The organism is Neisseria weaveri, from assembly GCF_900638685.1.
GTDB lineage: Bacteria > Pseudomonadota > Gammaproteobacteria > Burkholderiales > Neisseriaceae > Neisseria > Neisseria weaveri.
This window is the reverse complement of record NZ_LR134533.1, coordinates 774,140-790,499: the sequence shown is the minus strand read 5'-3', so window position 1 is coordinate 790,499 and position 16,360 is coordinate 774,140. Positions and strand designations below refer to the sequence as shown.

The window sequence follows — 16,360 nt, the reverse complement described above, 5'->3', positions numbered from 1 at the left end:
GTCTGAAATATTCAAACGGCCTGCTTACTTTAAACCGGCCTGTTTTGTGTGTGTGATTATGATTCGCCTACCATTCCGTATTTTATTGTTTACCGTTGCTGTTTTCGCTTTGATGCGCGGCGCACTTTTTGCGGTACATCACGATTATTTCCAAGAAGCCTCTTTGCCGGCTGCCTTGCTGTCGGGCAGCAGATTTGATTTGAAACTGGCCGTATTGGCTTATTCGCCGTTTTTGTTGTTGCTGGTTTTGCCGTGGCAAAAAGTGCAGGGAAGACGCTTGCGGCGTTGGGCGGCTTTGGTGTGCGGTGTGGTGTTGACGGTATTGGTCGGGCTGCAGATGGCGGATATTGCCTATTTCGGTGAAGTGAACCGCCATATCGGTGGCGATTTGCTGAACATCGGTGGTGATGTGGGCTTTATTTTTCAGACGGCCTTCAGCTCGCGTTTGGGATATACCGTCGGCGGTGTGCTGTTTTTAGCCGTTATGTGGTGGCTGTGGCTGAAGTGGGTGGTTCGGCCGGAAGACGGCGGCTTGCCCAGCCGCTTTGTTGTTCGTGTGGCGCAAAGTGCGGTTTTACTGGTGTGTTATGTGTTTTTGGCCCGAGGTATGGTGGTCAGCGGCAAACCCCTGAATGCGGTGGATGCGTTTAACGGAACCGGCCAGCAGCAGGCCAATCTGACTTTGAACGGCGCATTGGTGACGTTGGACGCAGTGAAAGACCGTCAAAACCAGATTCCGCTGAAATATCTTGATGATAAAGAAATGCAAAATTTTCAGACGGCCTATCCCGATGCTTTTCGTTATCAGCCGAGCGCTCAAGCCGGTGGGAAAAATGTCGTATTTATTTTATTGGAAAGTTGGAGCTACCGCTTTATCGACGGCTTGTCCGGCAACAATTTCAAAGCGACCCCGTATACCGATAATTTAATCAGACACAGCCGCGTTTGGGATCATTTCTATGCGGCAGGGCAACGCAGCATTATCGGCATTCAGGCATCGTTAAGTTCGGTTCCCGCTCTGCCAGACAGGCAGCCGTTGGGCTTCGGCTTGGAGTTGAACAATATGAGCCGCATTGCCGAGTTGGCGGGAAAGCAAGGCTACCGTACGCTGATGGTGCAGTCGTCCAACCGCCGCTCTTTCCATATGGACGGTATCGCCAAAGCATTGGGTTTTCAAGAGTATTACGGTAAGGAAGACATTCCCCTGCTGCGCGAATATCCGCAGGAGACTCCGGCTTTCGGCTGGGATTACGACAGTCTGATGTTTTTGGGTAAGAAAATCAGCGAACAGCCCAAACCGTTTTTTGCCTTTTTCTTCAGCGGAACCACGCATGAGCCGTTTGCCGATCCCGGCAAAGAATTCCATCTTCATCCGCATGACAACCGCAGCGAACAAGGATTTTTGAATACCTTGAAATACAGCGACTGGTCGCTGCACCAGTTTATGGAATATGCCAAGCAGCAAACTTGGTATAAAGATACGGTTTTTGTGATTACCGCCGACCACACCCTGAATAGCGGCACGCCCGACAGCAAAGCGGTCGAGCGGTTCCATATTCCGCTGATTATTTTCGAGTCGGGCGAGCAAGCGGCGCGCTACGGTTGGCAGGCCTCGCAATATGATTTGCTGCCGACTTTTGCCGATATTATCGGTGTGAAACAGCCGGTTTATACATTCGGGCAAAGCCTGCTGAATCCGAAACAGGACGATTTGCCGATTATGATGAATCAAGGCGGAAGTACGGTGATGTTGTCGGGCAGCGAAACCGCCGAGTTCGACCGCAACCAAATCATCAGCCAAACCCCGTCTGCGGCCCCTTATTTGAAACAGTTGCAATGGCGCATGCAGAGTGCGGACGAAAAACTGCGCAACAACCAATGGACACAATAACGATGACTGCCAAACGCAAATTAAACGGCGTATTGCTGTTGGACAAACCGAAAAACCTTTCCAGCAATACCGCCCTGCAGAAAGCACGCCGGCTGTATGCCGCCGAAAAAGCCGGGCATACCGGCGTATTGGATCCGTTGGCAACCGGTTTGCTGCCCGTCTGTTTCGGCGAAGCCACCAAATTTGCCCAATACTTGCTGGACGCCGACAAAGCCTACACCGCGACTTTAAAGTTGGGTGAAGCTACGACCACAGGCGATGCCGAGGGCGAAGTGGTTGAAACGGCAAGAGCGGACATTACCGCCGAAGAATTTCAGACGGCCTGTCAGGCATTAACCGGAAACATCCGCCAAGTGCCGCCCATGTTTTCCGCTTTGAAGCACGAAGGCAAACCTTTGTACGAATACGCACGCAAAGGCATCGTCATCGAACGCAAGCCGAGAAACATTACGATTTATTCGATTGAAATAACTGAATTTGACGCACCGAAAGCCGTGATTGACGTGCGTTGCAGCAAAGGTACATACATCCGTACCTTGTCCGAAGACATTGCCAAATACATCGGCACGTTTGCCCATCTGACCGATTTGCGCCGTACCGAAACCGCCGGCTTCTCTATCGGGCAGAGTTACACGTTGGAAAAACTGGCCGAAATGGACGAAGCCGGACGGGACGCCGTTTTGCTGCCTTGTGATGTATTGGTACAACATTTACCCAAGCTCGTGTTAAACCCGCAACAAGAACAGATGCTGAAACACGGCAGGCAGCCGGAATATTCAGACGGCCTTTCACAAACAGACGCCCCGTTGCGCGCGTACGGCGAAGACGGGCGCTTTATCGGGCTGGTCGAATACCGCGCGCAAAGCCGCACGTTGAAAGTATTGCGTTTGATGAATACGGCCGATTAAGTCTGTTTCCGCCCATACCGCAAATAAACTTTATTTCTGCTGCGGCAGGGCTGAAGCCTTGCCGACGGCTGTCGGAAATAAGTTTAGTTGCTATAAGCAGAACAGTTGTGGGATAATTGCCCGTTCGTTATGCAACGAATTTAGGAGTTTGCACAGGTTACGGCTTGGCAAACTTGTCCGAACCGCAAGGTTCTTATTTATTTCGGAGTTTTCTATCATGGCATTGACCGTAGAACAAAAAGCACAGATTGTTAAAGATTTCCAACGCAAAGAAGGCGACACCGGTTCTTCTGAAGTACAAGTTGCTTTGCTGACTTTCCGCATCAACGATTTGACCCCGCACTTCAAAGCCAACGCCAAAGACCATCACAGCCGTCGCGGTTTGTTGAAAATGGTTAGCCAACGCCGTCGTTTGCTGGCTTACTTGCGTCGTACCCAACCGGATACTTACCGCAATCTGATTACCCGTCTGGGTCTGCGTAAATAATTCTATTTATGCCGAATGCCGCTCGATGAGCGGCATTTTTTATTGCTGCAATTTTTTCAAGGCCGTCTGAATTTTCAGACGGCCTTTTTCAAACAGACCGAACCGATTGCCTGTCGCGGTTGTGGGCCGTGGCAGCGTGATGTAAGAAGCTCGAATGGATTTGATGAAAGTGGCGCAGATATCCGGAGTCTTTTGCATAGCCTCCGAAGGTAAAACCAATACCGGGTTTAAACCGTTTAAATACCGATGCCGGAAACAGGGTCTTATCGATAGCAGGCCGTCTGAAAAATAGCCGCAAGCTGCCGACATAACGGCGGCTTTTTTCGGTACAATACGCGCTTACCGTAAAAATTGTTACAAAGATGAACATACCGCAATCTTCCAGTAAACCGCTGACAATCGCCCTGTGTGCCGGAGAAGCATCGGGCGATTTGCTTGGTGCGCATTTGATCGAGGCTTTGAAGAAGCGTTGTCCGAATGCCCGTTTTGTGGGTATCGGCGGGCCGCGTATGATTGCGCAAGGTTTTGAGAGCTTATATGAGCAGGAAAAACTGGCGGTGCGCGGTTTTGCCGAAGTGGTCAAGCGTTTGCCGGAAATTTTGAAAATCCGCAAAGGACTGGTTCGGGATTTGACGGACATGCGTCCGGATGTGTTTGTCGGTATCGATGCACCCGATTTCAATCTCGGCGTGGCGGAAAAGCTGAAAAAAGCCGGTATTCCGACCGTACATTATGTCAGTCCTTCGGTATGGGCGTGGCGGCGCGAGCGGGTAAATACCATCATTCATCAGGTTAACCGCGTGTTGTGCCTGTTTCCGATGGAACCGCAGCTGTATCGCGAAGCGGGCGGGCAGGCGGAGTTTGTCGGCCATCCGATGGCGCAGACCATGCCGCTGGATGCAGATCAGAAAGCGGCGCGTTTGAAAATGCGGATCGAGCTTTGGGAAACCGTGTTTACCTTAATGCCGGGCAGCCGGGTGAGTGAAATCGAGTATATGGCGCCTTTGTTTTTTAAGACGGCCAAATTGCTGTTGGCGCGTTATCCGAGCGCACGTTTCTTACTGCCGGTGGCAACGGTGGCAACGCGCCTGCGTTTGCTGGATATTTTGTCTAAGCCGGAGTTTAGCGGCTTGCCGGTGCAGCTGATGTCGGCTCATGCCGATTTGGCCTGCACGGCGTCGGATGTGGTGTTGGTAACCAGCGGCACGGCGACGTTGGAAGTGGCGCTGTGCAAGCGGCCGATGGTGATCAGTTATAAAATCTCTCCGCTGACTTATGCGTATGTGAAGGGTAAGATTAAAGTGCCGCATGTCGGTTTGCCGAATATTCTTTTGGGCAAGGGCGCGGTGCCCGAGCTGCTGCAAGGCAAAGCCAAGCCGGAACTGCTGGCGGCGGCGGTGGCGGAATGGTATGAGTCGCCGCGGGATACGGCAGAGCTGCAGCAAGATTTTTACCGTTTGCACCATATGTTGCGCAAAGATACGGCGGCTTTGGCGGCGGAAAACGTTTTGGCGGAAGCAGGTGTCCGGTCATGAATGCAATAAACGGGCATTGGACGGCAGGTGTGGACGAAGCCGGGCGCGGGCCTTTGGTCGGCAGCGTGTTTGCGGCGGCGGTGGTGTTGCCGCCCGATTGCGACTTGCCGGGGTTGACCGACTCTAAAAAACTGTCGGAAAAGAAGCGCGACGAATTGGCGGTGCGGATTAAGCAGCAGGCGGTGGCATGGTGCGTGGCTTCGGCCAGTGTGGCGGAAATTGCCGAATTGAATATCCTGCATGCCACTATGCTGGCGATGACCCGTGCCGTACGCGGTTTGAACGTGAAGCCGGTTAAGGTGTGGATCGACGGCAACCGTGTGCCGGAAAATTTGGGTGTCGATGCCGAAGCGGTGGTAAAAGGCGACAGTAAAATCATTGAGATTTCGGCAGCTTCGGTGTTGGCGAAAACGGCACGGGATGCGGAAATGTATGCTTTGGCGGAACGCTATCCGCAATACGGTTTCGACAAACACAAAGGTTACGGCACGGCGGCACATTTGGCTGCGTTGCAGGAATTTGGCGTGTTGGCGGAGCACCGCTGCGACTTCGCGCCGATACGCGCTTTACTGGCGCAAGGGCGGCTGTTTGAATGATGGTTGCAGGGCAATAAAAACCGGCGGAAGTATCCGCCGGTTTTTATTGCCGGATCAATTGCTTTTCCGCTGCCGGGGGTTAGGAAAATGTGACTTCTTCGCCGAATACCTGCCGCCAAAGTTTGCGTACGGCGGCGTAATGCGCGGTTAGCTCCTCATTGACTTCGGTTTTGGCGGCATCTCTGAGCTTGGTGTTGTGTTGCTGTTTACGGAAATAGCGGTAGGCACGGCGGCACAGTCTTGCTTGTCCTGCATCAATCAGGCCGCGTTCCGCTGCCATTTTCAATAAAGCGATGTTGCCGTAGTTTTCCAGCAGCTCCGGGCATTCGGCGGATTTGGCCAACACCAGATATTGGACGATAAATTCCACATCGACCACGCCGCCGCGTGCGTATTTGATATCGGTATCGGCCGGCGGATGGGTGGGGAACATTTTTTCGCGCATATCGATGATTTCGCGTGCCAATTCGGTGCCGTTTCGCGGACGGGTCAGGATTTCTTTACGCAGCGCGTCAAACGCGAGTCCGATAGACGGTGTGCCGCAGATATAGCGGGCGCGGGTGAGGGATTGGTGTTCCCATGTCCAAGCGTTTTCGCGTTGGTATTTTTCAAATGCGCCGATACTGTGTGCCAAAAAGCCGCTGTCGCCGTTGGGACGCAGACGGAGGTCGACTTCATACAGCGTACCTGCTCCGGTGGCGGCGGACAGCCAGTTGGTGAGGCGGCGGGAGAAGCGGGTGTAGATGTCGGGGGCATCGGGGTGGGGGTCGTCATAGAGATAGACCAAATCCAAATCGGAGGTGTAGCCGAGTTCTTTGCCGCCGAGTTTGCCGTAACCGAGTACGGCGAAATTCGGGGTGTCGGTATGGGTTTTCGGCATATCTGCCCAAACGGCGGGCAGCGCGGCGGCGAGTATGGTGTCGGACAGGGCGGAAAGCTGGTCGGACAGGGCCTCCACTTTCCACAATCCGGCTAAGTCTTGAATGGCGAGCCGGAAAACCTGTGCGTGTTGAAAATGACGCAGTACGTCCATTTGCGCTTCGGTATCGCCTTGAACGGATTTCAGACGGCCTTCCAGCTCTTGTGCCAGCTTGTTCCAATCGTATTCGGTGTTCATTAATTGTGCGCTGAGCAGTTCGTCCAACAGAATCGGGTGCTGCATCAGATAGGTGGCCACCCACGAGCTTTGGCTCATGATGCCTGCCAATTGTTTGACCACCTGCGGATGTTCGTGCAGAAAAGCGAGATAGGAAGAGCGGCGGCTGATGGCTTCGAGAAAATCAAGCAGGCGGCGCAGGGTTTCGGTCGGGTTGGGCTGTTCGGCGGCGGCTTGTGCGAGCATGGGCAGTACGGCATCGAAACGGGGTTGCGCACGGCTGGACAAATGCCGGTATTTGGGGCTTTGGCGCAATTGGTCGAGACGCAGGCTGATGCTGTCGGCATCAAAACCGTGAGTTTTCAGACGGCCTTTGCGTTGTTCGTCGTCGTGGTTGTTTTGCCAAACCCATTGCCATTCGTGTGCATCGCCTTCGGTTTGTTCTTCCGGTTCGCTCAGGGTTTCGTTGAAGATGGCGTTGACTTGGCTGCGGTGCCGGTTGAGGCCGTCTGAAAAAGCGACGTAATCGGCAAAGCCCATGCTTTCTGCCAAGCGCTGCTGCTGTTCGGGTTGGGTAGGCAGGGTTTGGGTTTGCTGGTCGTCCCAGTATTGCAGGCGGTGTTCGACATCGCGCAGGAAGCGGTAGGCGGCCAGCAGCGTGTCGCAGGTTGCGGATTCGATGATGCCGAGTTCGGCCAGCTTCAATAGGGTTTCCTGTGTGCCTTTTAACTGCAGGCTGCGGTTTTGTCCGCCGCGTATCATTTGGAAAATTTGGGCGATAAATTCGATTTCACGGATGCCGCCCGCGCCGAGTTTGATGTTGTCGGCCATGCCTTTGCGGCTGACTTCGGCCCGGATTTGGCGGTGCAGGCCGCGCATGGCTTCGTAGGCGTTGAAGTCGAGGTATTTGCGGAATACAAACGGGCGGACCAAGCTGCGGATGTCGTTGGGATAGGGCGTGACCACGCGGCCTTTGCACCATGCGTAGCGTTCCCATTCGCGGCCGTGTGCGATCAGGTATTGTTCGAGTGCGGTTTCACTGAGTACGAGCGGGCCGCTGTCGCCGTCGGGGCGCAGCCGCATATCGACACGGAAGACTTGTCCGTCGGCGGTGATGTTGTCGAGCAGGCCGATGAGTTTTTGGCCAACTTTGGTGAAAAATTCCTGATTGTCGCGTTCGCGTTTGCCGTCGGTTTGGCCTGATTCGGGGTAGATGAAAATCAGGTCGATGTCTGAAGAAACATTCAATTCATATCCGCCGGCTTTACCCATTGCAATCACGCTCAGGTGTTGCGGTGTTTGGGTGTAGCGGCCCAGCGGCGTCCCGTAAAGGTCTTGATAGTAGGCATGGGCGTAGTTTAAGGCGGTGTTGACGGCGAAGTCGGCAAACAGGGTGATGGTGCGGGTTACTTCGTTTAAATCGCTGATGCGGTTGATGTCGCGGATGATGATTTGTGCCATGACATAGCGGCGCAGAATGCGCAGCTGGCGTGCGATTTCCGCTTCGTTATCGGCTGCTTGAAGGCTTTCCCAGTCGGCGAATTTTTGAAAATCTCCGGTGTCGAGTACTTTATCCGCCATGGGCAGCAGTATGGCGGTGTCGAGATTGCCGTTGTCGAGATGGCGTGACAGATATTGGGAGTGGCGGCGGGCGTGGTCGATGATTTGCATGGCGGATAGGCAGTGGAAATTTCAGACGGCCTATCATAGCAAGGTTTCAGGCCGTCTGAAAGTTGGCAAGCCGATGATTCCAGACGGCCTTTCGGATGGGTTTTACCGTTAATTCTGTTGCCGCTTGGCGGAAGCGGGTTTATTTGCCGGAGCGGGCAGTTTCTTTTTTATTGCGGAAATATTCGCGCATGGAGCCGTTGCCGACCGGCGTATCTTGTTCGAACTGCCAAATCAGGCGGTTGCCGCCGATGGGATGGCTGCCGCGTATGCCGATATGGCTGCCGAGGTCGCTGATGGAAGTGGCGGTATGTTTTTGTGTGGCGGTATCGGTTTTGGAAAAGGTGATGCCGCTTTGAATGCTGCCGTAAATTTGGGTGTCGGCGAGGGCAGAGGCCGATAAAACGGCGGCAGACAGAACAAAGGCTTTCATATTTGCAACGATCCTTGGGATATAAACGAAAAAAGTTTAACAGAATCCGATGTAAATAAATCATAATAAAGCCGAAATCAGGCAGGTAAGGTATTAAAAATTTTCAGACGGCCTGATGCGGCTTGACCGTTACGGATACAGGCTGTTTGGCGATGACAGGAGAAAAGATGCGTACATTCAAGGTGGCGGCGGTGCAGATGGTGTCGACTACCCGCCCGCAGGAAAATATCGAAACCATGCACCGTTTGGTGAGACAGGCGGCGGAACAGGGCGCGCAGTGGGTATTGTTGCCCGAATATTGGCCGGTGATGGGTGAGAAGGATACCGACAAACTCGCTTTTGCCGAAACTTTGGGTAAGGGTGTGTTGCAGACGGCCATGAGTGAAGCCGCGCGCGAAAACGGTGTGGTGTTGTTCGGCGGTACGGTTCCTTTGCAAAGCGGCGAAGAGGGCAAAGTGTTGAATACCATGCTGGTGTACGGCAGGGACGGTGCGCAGATCGGCTTATACGACAAAATACATTTGTTCGGCTATTCGGGTTTGAGCGAACGCTATGCCGAAGCGGATACGATTGCAGCGGGTAAAACCGTGCCGAAACTGGCGGCAGACGGCATGAATGTGGCGGCCGGAATTTGCTACGATGTGCGCTTTCCCGAATTGTTCAGGGCGCAGCAGCCGTTTGAAGTGTTGATGTTGCCGGCGGCGTTTACGTATACGACGGGCAAGGCGCACTGGACGTTGCTGTTGCGCGCGCGGGCGGTGGAAAACCAATGTTATGTGGTGGCTTCGGCACAAGGCGGTTTGCATGAAAGCGGTCGGAAAACGTTCGGCCACAGTATGATTATCGATCCGTGGGGCGATATTGTGGCAGAGCTGCCCGAAGGCGAGGGCGTGGTGGTGGCGGATGTGGATTCGGTGCGCTTAAACAGTGTGCGTACCCGTTTGCCTGCGTTGGCACACCGCTGTTTGTAAACCGTATTTCCCGGGCTGATAAGAGAGGCCGTCTGAAAATTCAGACGGCCTTCCGCATTATTTCAGCTTCGGTGCTTGGTCGTTGATACGGCGTGCCTGAAGAATGACGCGGTTTTCATTGTCGGTCATTTCTATAAATTTACCGTTGAAACGGTAGCTGCCGACTTTGGGCAGCGTTTGCGAAAGCTGTTGTTCGAGACGCATATCCGGGCAGGCTTTCAATGTGGAAGAAAGACCTTGAAACGACAGCTTTTTGGCGGCCGAATCGTTTTGGTATTGGCCGAAAACATGGTTGCAGTTGGTGCGGATATTGAATTGGCGGTCGGTGCTTAAGATGGTCATGACGGCATCGGCGTAATCGACCTGCTTGCGGTTGACTTCGGTCAGCTGCCATTGACCGTAAATCTGCATCGGTTGGGGGTTTGTCAGCGGCAGCGGAAGGGCGACGGGAATCACGCACGCGCACAGGGAAAGAGGTAGAAGTAAAGCTGTTTTCATGACATTTCCTTTGTAATGAGAAAGTTTGTATGGCAAACCGACGGCGATTAAAGCGGGTCGGATTGCTGTTGTGATGAAACCTTATGGTTTTCCCTAAGGGCAAACAGGCGGGAAATTTCGGTTTTTATCCCGTGTCGGGAGACGGGGCTTAGAGAAGGAAAGTCAGGTTAAAGTTTAATTAATATATTAAATAGTTAATGGGAATTTGATTTAAGACAAACTTTAAGGCCGTCTGAAATTTTCAGACGGCCTTAAATATTTATCTTGCATATTCAATCACTTCCCGACGGCTTTGGCTTCCTGTTCGGCTTTATATGCGCGCAGCCATTCGATGGCGGCGGCTTTTTCGGCTTCCGTGCCGTATTTCAAATCGCGTTGGGCGCGGCGGTAGGTGGAGCGTTGCCGGGCTTCTTCCAATTGTTTGGCTTGGTAGTCCTCCCGATTGGCCGGTACGACCCGTTGAGACTGCTGCGCTTGTGCGCGTGCCATTGCTTTGGCGATTAAGTTGGCGGGATTGAATGGGGCGGCTTGAGGTTTCGTAGCCGCTTGAGCGGCTTGAGCCTGCAGCTTGGCTTTGGTTGCGGCTTCGCGTTCTGCCAAATGGGCTTTGCGCTCTTCGGCATCGCGGACTTTGCGCTGCTGCTGCCATTCGTAACGCGCTTTGGCATGGGATGCGGCGGCAAAACGGCTGTCGTCGGTGTCGGACAGGAAACGTGCGGCCGGCAGATAGTCGGTTTCGACGGGGTGCATATGGATGCAGTCGACCGGGCAGGGCGGAATGCATAAACCGCAGCCGGTACATTCGTCGGCGATGATGGTGTGCATGAGTTTGGACGCGCCCATAATGGCATCAACCGGGCAGGCGCGGATACAGGCGGTGCAGCCGATGCAGACGGCTTCGTCTATCCAGGCAAGGGCTTTGGGTTGGATTTTTTGCGGTGCCAGCGGGGGTTTGCCGAGCAGGTTGGCGATGTCGAGCATAACGGTTTCTCCGCCGGGCGCGCACAGGTTGACGGCGGCGTTGTCGGAGACCAAGGCTTCGGCATAGGGCAGACAGCCGGAATAGCCGCATTCGCGGCATTGGGTTTGCGGTAGAACGGCATTGATGCGTTCGGCTGGTGTGGGGTTCATGCTCGGGCAGACTCAAAATCGAAACGGGGTATTTTAACAGATTGAATGATTAGGCAGAAATGTTGATTCGGGTTTTAGGTTGGGTGTCGGATAAATGGGGTTGGGTTATGCGGGAGGCTGCGGAGATGCCGTCTGAACTGATGCGGCGGAATCATTGCGGATTTTTGAGCGTGCAGACAGATCGGGCTGATGGTTTGAAGCCGTCTGAAAATTTTCAGACGGCCTTTGGGTTCACAATATAACGGAATCAGTTGATGGTATAGCCGCGCAGGTATTGGCTGCGTTCGCGGGTAATCCGTGTGTCGCACTGCAGTTGCAGGTATTCGGCCTGTACGCTGCTGTTGGCACGCGCGGCGGCTTGGCGGCAGTTTTCGGTTTTGTTGTCTATCCAATTGCGTTGTTCTGCCAACAGACTTTGCTGTACCGGTTGGTCGAGGCGGTGCCAAATGGCATTGATTTCTTCGTTTGCGGCACGGTTGTTGCTGCGCGCATAGTCGAGTTCGCCCGCGGATAACAGGATTTCTTCCTGCTGCGGTTTGGCCGGTGTGAGAATTTCGGGCGCTTCGGCCGGAAATGCGGTCAGGTCGGCCGGGATCGGGACGACTTCGGCAGACGCAACGGCAACCGGAGGCTCGGGTTCGGAGGCCGGAGGGTTGGTTAATTGCTGTAAGGCATCGGCGCGGGTTACCGGTTCGCCGCTGATGACCAAAATATCTTTAATGCCGTAGGGCAGTAAGGCGGCCGACAGGGTTTGTGCGGTATGAACCAGGCTGTTGTCGCGGTAGCTGATGTTGAGCTGGCCCGTCGACGGGGAGGTTGTGTATTGCAGGGGCGTGTTGAAAGTATGGTTGCCTGCGTTGTAGCTGAGATTGCTGCCGTTGGTGCGGTGCTGAATCAGTTGAGTAATGGTTTGTGTGCCGTAGAGCAGGGGGCTGTTGGCTTCTGCGGTCGCGGCAATGGCAGACGGAGTTTGTATGCTCAGCGTGGCGGCACAGAAAGGTTGGTTGTTCTGATATTCGAGACGGATGTCGGCCAGATTGATGGAAAGTTGGCTGGCGGCGGCAATGACTTTGTCGGCATCAACCAGCTGGCGACTGTCGCCGGCGGCAAAATTTCGCGCTTCTTGTTTGATGATTTCCTGAATATTGGTTTGGATGTTTTGCGTAACGCCGGCGTCGTGACACACCATTTCCGGTTTCGCTTCGTTTCGGGGTTCGCTGCACGCGGCAAGGAGAAAGGCGGCTGCGCCGACAGCGATGAATTTTTGATACATGCTCAATACCTGCTTCATGATTTTTTAGCAAGTCTGCATGATAGCAAAAGAGCCTGAAACTGGTAAGTTGTTCAGGCTCTTTTCGTTATGCTTTTATTCCGCCGGGATTAGCTGCCGAGGAAGTTGGCAAAAGCGGTTAAGATGAAAGTATTGACAAAGTCGATGAAGAATGCGCCGACCATAGGCACAATCAGGAAGGCTTTGTGCGAAGGGCCGAAGCGTTCGGTAACCGACTGCATATTGGCAACGGCGGTAGGTGTTGCGCCCATACCGAAACCGCAATGACCGGTGGCCAATACGGCGGCGTCGTAGTTTTTACCCATAACACGGAAGGTAATGAAGTAGGCAAACAGAGCCATCAAAGCGGTTTGTGCGGCCAAGATAATCAGCATCGGCAGCGCCAAATCCAACAGTTGCCACAGTTTCAGGTTCAGCAGCGCAATACCCAAGAACAAGCTCAAAGAAGCGTTGCCGAATACGTCGATGGCACGGTCGAACATATTGAATTTGAAGCCGATGGTTAAGACGTTGCGCAATACCACGCCGAAGAACAGCGCCCATACGAATTGCGGCAGAGTGAATTTTTCAGGGAAGAAAGATTTCACTTCCGGAGTAGACATTAAAGCGGAGAATGCCAAACAGCCTGCAAACAGAGCCATGGTTTCGATAGCGGAGTTGGCGGTAATCAGGCGTTTTTGGTCGGCGTGCTCGAATGCATCGTCGATGTCTTTGCTGGCGTCTTTATCGTTCAGCTCGCTGTCGCCGTTGGCGGTCATCGGCTTCATGCCCATTTTGTTTACCAGCTTACGGGCAACCGGACCGCCGATCAGGCCGCCCAATACCAAGCCAAAGGTTGCGCTGGCCATGCCCAAGTCGGTGGCGCCGACGATATTGTATTTTTCTTCCAATACTTTACCCCATGCACCGGCCGTACCGTGACCGCCGACCAAAGTAATCGAACCGGTTACGAGACCGATTATCGGATCCAAGCCCAAAGCTGTAGCCAGGCTGACGCCCAAAGCATTCTGTACGAGAATGAATACGCTCACCAAAGCCAGGAAAATCACCAAGCCGATACCGCCGGCTTTCAAGCGCGAAAAGTCTGCGCTCAAACCGATCGATGAGAAGAAAATCAGCATGAAAGCAGTTTGCAGGCCCTTGTCGAAAGCGAAAGACATTCCGGTGCTGGTGTATAGGATATAAATGATGGCTGCAGCCAACAGACCGCCGGCAACCGGCTCAGGAATATTGAAGTTTTGCAGAAAACTGATTTTGTTTACCATCAGACGGCCGACCAATAATACCAGTGTGGCCACAATGAGGGTGTAGAAGGGGTCGATAACAATCGGTTCCATAATATAGCCCTTGTGTTAGTTGAGATAACATCTTGCCGAATTGCTGCCGCGTAGGCAGGCTGAAGCGTCAAGCCGTTGTTTTTTATGTGGATACGGAAACCACGCTTTGAAAAGACCGCTTATATTAGGTTAGTGGTTAAAAAATGTCAAAAAATTTAAATAGTTTGATTTTGTTGGTATAAATTTTTAAATCATTGCAGTATTGGAAAAGGAAAGGCCGTCTGAAAATTCAGACGGCCTTTGAAGCTAATGTAAAACCCGGTTATTCGGCAGCAGGTTCGGCGCGTTGTTCGCGTTCGGGTGCTTCCAGCAAGGCTTTGATAGACAGGCGTACGCGGCCGCGGTCGTCCACTTCCAATGCTTTCACTTTCACGTTTTGGCCGACTTGCAGGTAGTCGCTCACGTTTTTCACGCGCTCGTGGGCGATTTGGCTGATGTGTACCAAACCGTCTTTACCCGGAATCACGGAAACGATGGCGCCGACGTTGTTATCCAACAGTTTCAATACGGTACCGTCGTACACTTTGCCCACTTCCACTTCGGCGGTGATTTCTTCGATGCGTTTTTTCGCCGCATCGCCCGCTTCTTGAGTGGTGGCGGCAATGGTTACCGTGCCGTCTTCGGCAATATTGATTTCGGTGCCGGTATCGGCAGTGATGCTGCGAATGGTTTCGCCGCCTTTGCCGATCACATCGCGGATTTTGTCTTGGTTGATCTTCATGGTAAACAGGCGCGGAGCGTGTTGCGACAGCTCTTGCGGGCCGTCAACGGCTTCTTTCATTTGCGCCAAAATGTGCAGACGCGCTTCTTTGGCCTGCTCCAAAGCAATCTGCATGATTTCTTTGGTAATACCTTGAATCTTAATGTCCATTTGCAGCGCGGTAACGCCTTCGGTGGTGCCGGCCACTTTGAAGTCCATATCGCCCAAGTGGTCTTCGTCGCCCAAAATGTCGGTCAACACGGCGAATTTGTTGTTTTCCAAAATCAAGCCCATGGCGATACCGGCAACGTGCGCTTTCAGCGGCACACCGGCAGACAGCAGGCTCAAACAGCCGCCGCACACGGAAGCCATCGAAGACGAACCGTTAGACTCGGTAATTTCGGAAACCACGCGCATGGTGTAGCTGAATTCTTCCGGCGAAGGCAACACGGCAACCAGCGCGCGTTTGGCCAAACGGCCGTGGCCGATTTCTCGGCGTTTCGGCGCACCCATGCGGCCCACTTCGCCGGTAGAGTACGGCGGGAAGTTGTAGTGCAGCATGAAGCGGTCGGTGTATTCGCCGCTCAAGGCATCAATGATTTGCTCGTCGCGCTGGGTACCCAAAGTGGCCACCGCCAAAGCTTGGGTTTCGCCGCGGGTAAACAGGGCGGAACCGTGGGTGCGCGGCAATACGCCGGTTTGGATGTTGATCGGGCGCACGGTACGGGTATCGCGGCCGTCGATACGCGGTTGGCCGTCCAAAATCTGGCCGCGCACAACGTCGGCTTCCAATTGTTTGAAAATGCCTTTGATTTCGTTGGCGGTGAGCGTGTCGGTTTCTTCGGTAATCAAAGCGTCTTTCACGGCTGCCCAAGCTTCGTCCAATTTAGCAGAACGGGCTTGTTTTTGGCGGATTTTGAACGCTTCGGCAATCGTGGCGCCGGAAATTTCACGAACTTTGGCCACCAATTCTTCGTTGGTTTCCGGTGCTTTCCAGTCCCATACTTCGGGGTTGACGGCATCGGCAAATTCATTGATGGCATTGATTACGGCCTGCATTTGTTCATGACCGTAAACCACTGCGCCCAACATGATGTCTTCAGGCAGAACTTGTGCTTCGGATTCCACCATCAATACGGCTTTGGCAGTACCGGCAACCACCAAGTCCAATTGGGATTGTTCCAGCACAGATTTGTTCGGATTCAAAACATAGTTGCCGTTCACATAACCCACGCGTGCGGCACCGATCGGGCCGGCAAACGGCACGCCGCTCAACACCAGCGCAGCAGAAGCACCGATCATGGCGGGGATGTCGGAGTCGATTTCGGGGTCAACGGAAACAACCATCGCTACGATTTGAATGTCGTGGTAGAAACCTTCGGGGAACAGCGGGCGGATGGGGCGGTCGATCAAGCGGCTGGTCAGGATTTCTTTTTCGCTTTGCTTGCCTTCGCGTTTGAAGAAACCGCCGGGGATTTTACCCGCAGCGTAAGTGCGCTCGAGATAGTCAACCGTCAGCGGGAAAAAGTCTTGGCCTTCTTTAACGTCTTTATTGGCGGTAACGGCTACCAAAACCACGGTGTCGCCCATAGAAACTTTTACGGCTGCCGCGGCTTGGCGGGCGATTTCGCCGGTTTCGAGGGTAACGGTGTGTTCGCCGTATTGGAAAGATTTAACGTGTTTGTTGAACATTTCGTTCCTTTCGGTAAATGCCGCAGCCGCTAAAACACTAATGATGCACACAAGCTGAATATATGTGCATGGTTAGGGTTTCAGGCAGGCTTTGGCAGGTTAGATACATTTTCAGACGGCCTGTGT

General features: G+C 53.4%; 14 protein-coding genes. 6 read left to right on the top strand and 8 right to left on the bottom strand.

The annotated features are described in order from the left end of the window. The first annotated feature begins 58 nt into the window (after positions 1 to 58). From EL309_RS03915 to rpsO, 3 genes are all read left to right on the top strand, one after another. The gene (locus tag EL309_RS03915) at positions 59 to 1,891 is read left to right on the top strand and encodes an LTA synthase family protein (RefSeq protein WP_050793660.1); all 1,833 of its coding nucleotides are present in this window, start codon (positions 59 to 61) and stop codon (positions 1,889 to 1,891) included. A gap of 2 nt (positions 1,892 to 1,893) precedes the next feature. After that, on the top strand, positions 1,894 to 2,799 hold the full coding sequence (gene truB, locus EL309_RS03910) for a tRNA pseudouridine(55) synthase TruB (RefSeq protein ID WP_004282638.1): 906 nt from the start codon (positions 1,894 to 1,896) through the stop codon (positions 2,797 to 2,799). A 217-nt stretch (positions 2,800 to 3,016) separates the two neighbouring features. Continuing rightward, positions 3,017 to 3,286, top strand: a complete 270-nt coding sequence (gene rpsO / locus EL309_RS03905) for a 30S ribosomal protein S15 (RefSeq protein WP_004282639.1) — start codon at positions 3,017 to 3,019, stop codon at positions 3,284 to 3,286. A 39-nt stretch (positions 3,287 to 3,325) separates the two neighbouring features. Here rpsO and EL309_RS10675 read toward each other — a convergent pair whose 3' ends face one another. Beyond that, complete coding sequence (locus EL309_RS10675; protein ID WP_004282640.1) at positions 3,326 to 3,484, bottom strand: hypothetical protein; 159 nt, start codon at positions 3,482 to 3,484, stop codon at positions 3,326 to 3,328. A 164-nt stretch (positions 3,485 to 3,648) separates the two neighbouring features. On the opposite strand from EL309_RS10675, the gene lpxB reads away from it, so the two are divergent. After that, positions 3,649 to 4,821 (top strand): lipid-A-disaccharide synthase, encoded by a 1,173-nt coding sequence (lpxB, locus tag EL309_RS03900; RefSeq protein ID WP_004282641.1) that lies wholly within the window; start codon positions 3,649 to 3,651, stop codon positions 4,819 to 4,821. After that, on the top strand, positions 4,818 to 5,417 hold the full coding sequence (gene rnhB, locus EL309_RS03895) for a ribonuclease HII (RefSeq protein ID WP_004285859.1): 600 nt from the start codon (positions 4,818 to 4,820) through the stop codon (positions 5,415 to 5,417). Before lpxB ends, rnhB begins: the two co-directional genes overlap by 4 nt. A 79-nt stretch (positions 5,418 to 5,496) precedes the next feature. On the opposite strand, the gene glnE is transcribed toward rnhB, so the two are convergent. Together glnE and EL309_RS03885 are read right to left on the bottom strand one after the other, a co-directional pair. Further along, complete coding sequence (gene glnE / locus EL309_RS03890; protein ID WP_004282643.1) at positions 5,497 to 8,184, bottom strand: bifunctional [glutamate--ammonia ligase]-adenylyl-L-tyrosine phosphorylase/[glutamate--ammonia-ligase] adenylyltransferase; 2,688 nt, start codon at positions 8,182 to 8,184, stop codon at positions 5,497 to 5,499. A gap of 139 nt (positions 8,185 to 8,323) precedes the next feature. Then, positions 8,324 to 8,614 (bottom strand): porin, encoded by a 291-nt coding sequence (locus EL309_RS03885; RefSeq protein WP_004282645.1) that lies wholly within the window; start codon positions 8,612 to 8,614, stop codon positions 8,324 to 8,326. A gap of 167 nt (positions 8,615 to 8,781) precedes the next feature. Here EL309_RS03885 and EL309_RS03880 point away from each other — a divergent pair, with 167 nt between their 5' ends. Next, entirely contained in the window at positions 8,782 to 9,585 is an 804-nt protein-coding gene (locus EL309_RS03880) for a carbon-nitrogen hydrolase family protein (protein ID WP_004282646.1), read from the top strand. 57 nt (positions 9,586 to 9,642) lie between these two features. Here EL309_RS03880 and EL309_RS03875 read toward each other — a convergent pair whose 3' ends face one another. The 5 genes from EL309_RS03875 to pnp form a co-directional block, all read right to left on the bottom strand. Beyond that, positions 9,643 to 10,083, bottom strand: coding sequence for an META domain-containing protein (locus EL309_RS03875; protein WP_232014434.1), 441 nt, complete (start codon positions 10,081 to 10,083; stop codon positions 9,643 to 9,645). Positions 10,084 to 10,359: 276 nt separating this feature from the next. Then, positions 10,360 to 11,214 carry an RnfABCDGE type electron transport complex subunit B gene (locus tag EL309_RS03870; protein ID WP_004282648.1) on the bottom strand — a complete coding sequence of 285 codons (855 nt, stop codon included), beginning with the start codon at positions 11,212 to 11,214 and terminating at the stop codon, positions 10,360 to 10,362. Between the two features lie 247 nt (positions 11,215 to 11,461). Continuing rightward, entirely contained in the window at positions 11,462 to 12,487 is a 1,026-nt protein-coding gene (locus EL309_RS03865) for a lysozyme inhibitor LprI family protein (protein ID WP_231987912.1), read from the bottom strand. A gap of 107 nt (positions 12,488 to 12,594) precedes the next feature. Further along, positions 12,595 to 13,842, bottom strand: coding sequence for a sodium/glutamate symporter (gltS, locus tag EL309_RS03860; protein ID WP_004282651.1), 1,248 nt, complete (start codon positions 13,840 to 13,842; stop codon positions 12,595 to 12,597). Between the two features lie 262 nt (positions 13,843 to 14,104). Further along, a complete protein-coding gene (pnp, locus tag EL309_RS03855; protein WP_040669454.1) occupies positions 14,105 to 16,234 on the bottom strand; it encodes a polyribonucleotide nucleotidyltransferase in 2,130 nt (709 codons plus the stop codon). Positions 16,235 to 16,360: the final 126 nt, after the last annotated feature.